Genomic DNA, 7,883 nt, shown 5'->3' on the forward strand with positions numbered 1-7,883 from the left:
GTTTTTCTAGTCCTTTATTTTACTACTCGGAGAGTGACATAAGAGGGATATAAGTAAGATTTCTTTGGCTTGATCTATGCCCAAGCTGACTAAATACAAATAATTAAAATAAAGCTAAGGATAAATGGGGTCAATGAGTCAGAAACTAATATATTAGTCCAATTTTAAATAGCTACAGCAACCCGTGTGTACTCGTTCGAGCTAAGACCTAAAAACCTCGAATCAGTAGTTGTCAATTGCCAATTAACAACTCTAGCTAGATGTCGCCCATCAAACTTTTTGATAATTTTAACCTGAAAATTTAGCGGTATTTTTAGAACAATGAACGAACCCGATCGCCAAGATTTATCCGATCGCGATCCACGAGAATCTAGTAATTCGAGTTCGACCGACAACTGGAAAAGCCGTGCCGCAGAAATTTGGCAGGGAACTACAGAACGGCTAAAAAATTCGCTCCCCATAGATCGCTTGGGAAAAACTGCGGCTAGTTGGTTTAGCGTCAGTGACTCTAAAATTGCCGAAATTTTGGCAACGGTTAGAACCGAGTTACCTACAACCGAAGCATTATTAATTGGTAAACCCCAAGCCGGTAAAAGCTCGATCGTACGGGGATTGACGGGGGTTTCTGCAGAAATTGTCGGACAGGGTTTTCGTCCCCACACCCAGCATACTCAAAGATATGCCTATCCTACTGAGGAGTTACCGCTACTAATATTTACCGATACAGTAGGGTTGGGAGATATCAAACAAAATACTCAAACGATTATTGAGGAGTTGGAGCGAGAATTAGAACGGGAAAGTCGTTGCGCCAGAATCTTAATTTTAACCGTTAAAATTAACGACTTTGCTACCGATACGTTGAAACAGACCGCAGTACATTTAAAACAGAAATATCCTCAAATTCCCTGTTTACTGGCAGTAACTTGCCTGCATGAGGTCTATCCTGAAGCTCGGATCGACCATCCGAGCTATCCTCCAGAATACGAAGAAGTAGGGCGAGCCTTTAGTGCAATCGAAGATAATTTCCAAGACTTATGCGATCGCGCGGTGTTAATCGACTTTACCCTAGAAGAAGATGAATATCACCCTGTATTCTATGGCTTAGAAGCTCTCCGAGATGCTCTAGCGGAACTACTTCCCGAAGCCGAATCTCGCGCCATCTATCGACTATTAGACGAACGGACCGAAGACGAACTGGGCAATATCTATCGCAACGCAGCCCGACGCTACCTAGTTGCTTTCTCCACCATCGCCGCCACTCTAGCTGCCGTACCTCTTCCTTTTGCAACTATGCCCGTACTTACCGCTTTACAGGCTTCTTTAGTGGGTTTACTAGGCAGATTATACGGTCAAACTCTCACTCCTTCTCAAGCAGGGGGTGTCGCCAGTGCAATCGCCGGTGGCTTTTTTGCCCAGGCAATTGGCAGAGAGTTAATTAAATTCATTCCTGGTTTTGGTAGCGTTATCGCCGCTTCTTGGGCGGCGGCTTATACCTGGGCTTTAGGCGAAGGTGCTTGCGTTTATTTTGGCGATCTTATGGGTGGTAAAAAACCCGATCCCCAAAAGATTCAGTCGGTAATGAAAGAAGCGTTTAAATTGGCACAAAAAAGATTTAAGGGAATGGAAAGTTAGTTCGAACTATTGCGATCGCAGTTGAGATTTAAACAGAACCATTCGTCTAAATAATTAACTACTCATTCATCACTGGCGATCGCTTTTCCTACTAACCAAGAAATAGTCCAAGCACTCTGAAAATTAAACCCCCCAGTTACACCATCGATATCTAAAACTTCACCTGCAAAATAAAGCGCGGGACATATTTTACTTTCCATGGTTTTAAAATTAATTTCTTTGAGACTTACCCCACCACAAGTAACGAACTCATCTTTAAATACGCCTTTACCTATTATCTGATATTGACCCTGTATTAATTCAGTAGCTAATTTATTTAGTTCTTTTTTGCTCAATTCTGTCCAGACTTTTTCTTGGGGAATGGCGGCATGAGTCACTAAGCTCTGCCATAGTCTTTTAGGTAATTTTAAGGGACAATTGCTTAGTATTTTTTGCTTGGGATGTTCAGTTTTTAGTTGTAATAAATAATTCTTTAAAGTCTCTAGATTATATTTGGGTAACCAATTAATTTCTAAATTGGCGGCGTATTTAAGCTCGAACAAATTTCTGGCACTCCAAGCAGATAACTTAAGAATAGCAGGACCGCTAAGACCCCAGTGAGTAATTAATAATGCACCGGTTTGTTCTAACTTGTTTTTACCAGCTCCCAATCTAACCCGTGCATTGGGAATGCTAACTCCTGCCAAACCTTGCAAACGAGTGTCTTTAAGATTAAAAGTAAACAAAGAGGGTACTGGTGACTCGATTTTATGACCGAAATTTTTTGCCCAACGATGTCCTAAGGGGTTACTTCCCGTAGCGATTAACAGGCGATCGCAGTATAATACTTCTCCATTTTTCAATTTAACTTGAAATTTTCCCTCGTCGGTTTTAATTACCGACTTAACCCATACACCAGTACGTAAAATAACTCCTGCTCTTGCTGCGGCTTGCATCAGACAACTAATAATAGTTTCCGAGTTATCGGTAACGGGAAACATTCTACCGTCTGCTTCGGTTTTTAACTTGACACCCCGAGACTCAAACCACCTAACCGTATCTTGAGGTTGAAAGCGAGTAAATGCACCCCGTAAGGCTTTACCACCTCTGGGATAATTTTCTACCAAACGAGCGGGATCGAAACAGTGATGAGTAACATTGCATCTACCACCGCCAGATATGCGAACTTTTGCCAGGGGTTTCTGCCCTGCTTCAATTAGAGTTACTTTAAGTTTGGGATTATTTTCGGCTGCGGCGATTGCTCCAAAAAAACCAGCCGCACCACCACCAATAACAATTAGGTTCAATATCTTCTAGTTTTTAAAATTCCCCAGGTCAAACCAGAGATTAGACTGATTAATAAAAATATTAGGATAATACCCCCTGGCAAAAATGTTAGCCAACCAATGCCTCTGAGTATGTAGAGTAACAAGAAGGCTATCAGGGAATATCTGAATACTTTGGTTAATGTTTTCGGTATCACGGTGAAAGGCGATCGCGAAATTGATGGTTTAATTTTAGCAATTTCTTTCTTCTTTTTTTGAGTTTAAGGATTTCAAAAGTAGAACAAGGCATCGTGTGTCAGGCTAACTATAGTTTGGGAATGGCTATTGCTACGTCAGTTTGGGAGAAATCATCACCCTTAAATAACAAAGACTGTCCTGTTCTGAATTGTCAACGGCGATCGTTTCTAAACTGATTAAAGCGATCGTTAATGTCAAGCAGGCATAACTCGCCGACTGAATTGTTTCCCTTCTTCTGGCACTAGCTGGGCATAAATTCCTTGTAGCGTCTTGTTCGGACTGAGAATTAGTCCGGTGACGTAACGGCAGGGCAAAGCCTTCATCCCGGCAGAAGAGAGCTCACTAGGGGACCATGAATCTATCCCACTAATATCTAGATAAAATAATTAGGATGTTAGATTGAAACTAGAATATGCCAGGAAAGTTTGAAGGATTAAATGATTTGGAGTGGAAATTGTTTCAAGATATTTTTCCTAAAAACGAAGCAAAACGATCGCGAGGAATGCCACACACACCATTTCGTAATGTGCTAAATACCTGACTGCCTGACACATCTATGTCAAACTCATATTTTTCGTGATAATTGAATTTTTCCAGTACAATAAATCAACGCTTTCAAGCGATCGCTTTCTTAGAAAATGTCTTTTTAGAGAAAAAAGCAAATTCTATAGAGTGTAAGGTTTTGAGGCACTTGTGTCAGGCAGCCAGGCTAAATACTCTACTGTATATTTTGATTACCGGATGCCGATGGTGTGATGTACCTCAAGGAAAACAATGGGCATCGAAAAGTTCGGCACACCGATGGTTAAAACGATGGCAGGAGGATGGAACACTGCAACTACTTCCAAGCAGAATATTAGGTATAGCACAAAACCGAGGCATGATTAATTGGAATTACGGGTCAATTGATGGCTCTTTTTCCCCCTGGAAAAGGTGGCGGTAAAGCAGTTGCTTATGGGTACAAGGGAAAGGGAATTTTAATTCCTACCATCAGCGAAGGAAACGGGATGCCATTAGCTAATCAAACCACCGCAGCCAATGGCAGTGAAAGAGAACAAGTCTTACCTCTGCTTGATAGCATCAAAATTCAGACAGGTAAACCAGGTCGTCCCAGAAAAAGATTGTCAGTATTAGCTGCCGACAAAGGTTATGATAGCCATGAAAAGCGATCGCAATTAAGAAAAAGAGGTATCAGACCTCAATTTCCCAAACGAGTCTATAAATCTAAAAAACATCGTGGAAGACCAATTAAGAACGATACACCGCGATTTCAACAGGAAAGATGTTTTGCTTGGTATCAAAGAAAATATAGACGTTTAGTTGTACGTTGGGAGCGTCTACCTCTTATGTTTGACGGTTTTCTAGCTTTAGGGATGATTCATCTATGGATTACCAAAATTATATTAGTGGGATAGGTTCAGATTAGCAATTTCCTGCTTCAATTGGCAATCGCGGTCGTCAAATTGGTACCAGGGAGCCAATAATGACTCGCTACGAACGAATTTGTTTTGATAAACAGCTAATTAGCGTTTCTGGTAAGCCATTGGCTGCTTTTATCTGTCCTGGTCATCCCTTACTAGATGCCACTATCGATTTGGTTTTAGAATACGACTATTTCTCTAGCCGATCTCCCGATTGCCTTTTTCAGCGAATAACCTTCCCAGTCATATGTAAGCTTTCAGTTGGTATTGTGGTCGATCGCCCCAAATTGTTCGGAATTAATGCGCCCTGATTCATAGAGAATATTATTTATTTCTGAGATTCCTAAGACGGAGTGAGCGCGATAACCGTTTTGTGCTAATTTAGCTTTAACTCCCCCTTCATGATCGATAAAAACGACGATATCTTTTACAATTAAACCCGCAGACTTAAGCTTTTCGGCTCCTTCCATGGCGCTTTTGCCGCTAATTGTAATATCATCTACTACTACTACTGTTTCACCCGGATAAAACTCACCTTCAATTAAACGACGAGTACCGTGCGCTTTGAGTTCTTTGCGGGGAAAAATCATCGGGCGATGTAAGTTTAAAGCCAAACCAGTTGCAGTTGGTAAAGCACCGTAGGGAATACCTGCAATGCGATCGAAGTTGAGGTTTTTCAAAATATCGGCATAAGCTGTTAATACTTGATTGAATATGGGCGGATTGGAAATAATTTTTCTCAGGTCGATATAATAAGAAAAAGTTGCTCCCGAAGCCTGGACGTATTCGCCAAATAAAAGACAGCCAATATCGTATAGCTGTAAAACTAAATCTTGATAGGGATGTTGGTTCAACAGACAAACATTAGGTGTCCAGAGTTCGCAACTACCTCCTTGTAAGGTAAATGTATTTCTAATCTGGTTGATTTCTAAATTTAAGTCCAATAATTTTTGACCCAGATCTTTCCGTGATAGAAAATCTTGGGGAATGGGAATCAGTAAACCCTCGCCATTGGAATTTAAACCTGCATTGAGAATGGCGGTCAAATTATCTTTAGCACTCCAAACACTTCTAATTAAAATTAATCTTTCTGAGGCGATCGCGCGAATTTTAGCGAGGGTATTGGGGTTAGTCGTACCTACTTCTAAACCCAACTGTTGAGGAGTAGCCCAATTGCGCGCTTCTTTGACTACCTGAAGATAAAAAAGCTCGTCGATGGTGGGATATTCTTGTAGAGCTTCTGCTCCTGGATTTGAAGTATGACAGAGGATGAATACAGCCCGATCTGAATAAACTAAAAAAGGTGCGGCATGATCTTGTCCTGCAAAAGGAGTGAGAGTAACGGCATCTACTTGCCACTGTTTGAAGATGGTACTGGCAAATACCGTACTGGTGTTAATATCTCCATGTTTGGCATCTAAAATTATTGGTATTTCGGCAGGGATGGCTGCTAAGACGCGCTCTAGTAAAATCGCTCCTTCGATGCCTAGCGCCTGATAGAAGCCGAGAGTAGGTTTGTAGGCACAGACGCGATCGCTCGTCTCGCGAATTACCCATTTTAACCATGCTTCTAAGCTAGCGATTAAGTCTTCTCTAACTTTTGTATCCTCACTAGGCATCATTTCGGGATTGGGATCTAGTCCTACAACTAGTAAACTATTGTTAGTTGCGATCGCGCTATTGAGCTTATTGACAAAATTCATCTCGGTTTACTACTCAGACTTAAAATGGATAGCTAGCCAGATACAGGCAGGATCGGAACTAGTATACTCAACGCGATGTTTTTGATGAGCGGGAATATACAGATAATCACCTTGGTTTAGCTCGATCCGATTGTCTCGAGCTCTCAATTCCGCCGTTCCCCGAAGTAAAATCACCCATTCGTCTCGCTCTTGGTCATACCATTCTCCTGGGGGGGTACGCTGTCCTGTAGAGACAATCCTTTCGATTGAGATGCTTTCGGTGCTAAATAAAGACTGAAATAGTTCTTCTGGTGGTAAGTGCTTCGGTAGAGCGAAAATATTTGCCATAGTGTTGTGTCAACATTAATTTTGGTGAGTATTTTTCCAAAGTCAAAATAAATCCTTTGACCTGTTCCCCTTTCCCTTGTATTTACTAATCGATTGGCTTTCAAGCATTAGTTTCATTACTGAAAGAAGATTTCCTGCATGACCATCTAACCATTCACGCTCACTATGATCTGGGGGAAGGGGAGGAATGAGCAACGGCACTTGATGGAACTGGACGATTTGCTCGGTGCCATCTGGATAAATAATTTTATAGCCGCCCTTATCATACAGTTCTTTAATTCGGCCGTCAGGATAATATAATTCTAACTGTTCCCTCTGACGTGATTTCTCTTCTTAAGTTACTGCTTGGTTCAAGTTGGCTTAGAGAAGTATCAGGTGTATTGCTTCGATCGGGTCTTTGACGGATTGGATTCCGCTTCTGTGCTTGGAAAATTTCATTGATAATAACAGGACGAGATGTGTCATTACTTTTTACTTGTTCTTTTCCCTGAGCGACTCTTGAGTTGAGAAATACACTTAGACAAAAGAAGCTAAGTAACCACATTGAATATTTTTTGATGAATTTCGTATTCATAAGATTCGCAAACCTCAACACCAAACAGAAAAATTAAGTATCAACTTGCTTACGGGATTTCGGAAGTAAAAGCCTACATCTATAATTAATTATCTATGTATGGATCTATCTGATTATGTAAGCCGCTAGTAAGCTAAATAACTGACGATCGCCCTACCAAAAGCCATCCTGGTAGAAAGCAACCTCACTTTTTTACCGCCGATGATGTCTATAACTCATGCAGCGATCGCTTTTGCAGGAACATCCCTAATACTAGGAACTGCCGAACCTTTACCGTTAGGACTAGCCATTATCGGTTCGCAGCTTCCCGACTTAGACACTACTATCCCTCTTCTGTCACTCTCCGAAAATAAAAAATAGTAGAAACGTAGTTTATCCACTGAGAAAGTATGGTGAAAATTGATTCATCAAGGCAATTAGTTGATGAAAACCCAACAATAACTGACGATTGGGAAAAATGTCTAACCAGGGAACAATTAACCAGAGTAAAGTAATTGGTTGAATAATTAAACGAAGGTTATTTAAAGTAGTTTTCCATCCACCTTGATTAGACCACTGTTGATGACGAGTAAAATTTGCCTCAAACTCATCTTTACCATCAGAAAAATTCGAGTGAGTTGCTGAATAATTGAGACTACAAAGCACTTTTGTTTGAGAGCTAATCATCCAGTAAGCTGAGAAAATAATTTCCCACCACCTTTCAATTTGTTCGAATTTAGTGAAA

The 7,883-nt window shown here is 40.9% G+C and carries 10 protein-coding genes and 1 pseudogene; 6 read left to right on the forward strand and 5 right to left on the reverse strand.

The window, feature by feature from the left end:
• Positions 1-321 precede the first annotated feature (321 nt).
• A complete protein-coding gene (locus ACLFKQ_RS23220; protein WP_449002081.1) occupies positions 322-1,632 on the forward strand; it encodes a YcjF family protein in 1,311 nt (436 codons plus the stop codon).
• A gap of 62 nt (positions 1,633-1,694) precedes the next feature.
• Here the strand turns inward: ACLFKQ_RS23220 and ACLFKQ_RS23225 are convergent, their stop codons facing one another.
• Positions 1,695-2,918, reverse strand: coding sequence for an NAD(P)/FAD-dependent oxidoreductase (locus ACLFKQ_RS23225; RefSeq protein ID WP_449002082.1), 1,224 nt, complete (start codon positions 2,916-2,918; stop codon positions 1,695-1,697).
• A 410-nt stretch (positions 2,919-3,328) separates the two neighbouring features.
• Positions 3,329-3,457, reverse strand: coding sequence for a hypothetical protein (locus ACLFKQ_RS23230; RefSeq protein WP_449002083.1), 129 nt, complete (start codon positions 3,455-3,457; stop codon positions 3,329-3,331).
• Positions 3,458-3,546: 89 nt separating this feature from the next.
• Between ACLFKQ_RS23230 and ACLFKQ_RS23235 the strand changes: the two genes are divergently transcribed.
• The 4 genes from ACLFKQ_RS23235 to ACLFKQ_RS23250 all read left to right on the forward strand — a co-directional run bounded on the left by ACLFKQ_RS23235 (position 3,547) and on the right by ACLFKQ_RS23250 (position 4,866).
• Positions 3,547-3,675, forward strand: coding sequence for a hypothetical protein (locus ACLFKQ_RS23235; RefSeq protein ID WP_449002084.1), 129 nt, complete (start codon positions 3,547-3,549; stop codon positions 3,673-3,675).
• A gap of 42 nt (positions 3,676-3,717) precedes the next feature.
• Complete coding sequence (locus tag ACLFKQ_RS23240) at positions 3,718-4,077, forward strand: transposase (protein ID WP_449002085.1); 360 nt, start codon at positions 3,718-3,720, stop codon at positions 4,075-4,077.
• Entirely contained in the window at positions 4,043-4,549 is a 507-nt protein-coding gene (locus tag ACLFKQ_RS23245; RefSeq protein WP_449002086.1) for a transposase, read from the forward strand. The genes ACLFKQ_RS23240 and ACLFKQ_RS23245 overlap by 35 nt, the downstream gene beginning before the upstream one ends.
• A 68-nt stretch (positions 4,550-4,617) precedes the next feature.
• The gene (locus ACLFKQ_RS23250; RefSeq protein ID WP_449002087.1) at positions 4,618-4,866 is read left to right on the forward strand and encodes a hypothetical protein; all 249 of its coding nucleotides are present in this window, start codon (positions 4,618-4,620) and stop codon (positions 4,864-4,866) included.
• On the opposite strand, the gene ACLFKQ_RS23255 is transcribed toward ACLFKQ_RS23250, so the two are convergent.
• Together ACLFKQ_RS23255 and ACLFKQ_RS23260 are read right to left on the reverse strand one after the other, a co-directional pair.
• Complete coding sequence (locus ACLFKQ_RS23255) at positions 4,813-6,258, reverse strand: bifunctional orotidine-5'-phosphate decarboxylase/orotate phosphoribosyltransferase (RefSeq protein ID WP_449002088.1); 1,446 nt, start codon at positions 6,256-6,258, stop codon at positions 4,813-4,815. The two genes, ACLFKQ_RS23250 and ACLFKQ_RS23255, sit on opposite strands and share 54 nt — an antisense overlap.
• A 9-nt stretch (positions 6,259-6,267) precedes the next feature.
• Positions 6,268-6,585, reverse strand: coding sequence for a cupin domain-containing protein (locus ACLFKQ_RS23260; protein WP_449002089.1), 318 nt, complete (start codon positions 6,583-6,585; stop codon positions 6,268-6,270).
• 775 nt (positions 6,586-7,360) lie between these two features.
• On the opposite strand from ACLFKQ_RS23260, the gene ACLFKQ_RS23265 reads away from it, so the two are divergent.
• Complete coding sequence (locus ACLFKQ_RS23265) at positions 7,361-7,519, forward strand: hypothetical protein (RefSeq protein ID WP_449002090.1); 159 nt, start codon at positions 7,361-7,363, stop codon at positions 7,517-7,519.
• 12 nt (positions 7,520-7,531) lie between these two features.
• On the opposite strand, the pseudogene ACLFKQ_RS23270 reads toward ACLFKQ_RS23265, so the two are convergent.
• Positions 7,532-7,883: pseudogene (locus ACLFKQ_RS23270) on the reverse strand (IS701 family transposase); the annotation flags it as partial.

The organism is Myxosarcina sp. GI1(2024) (genome assembly GCF_053543375.1).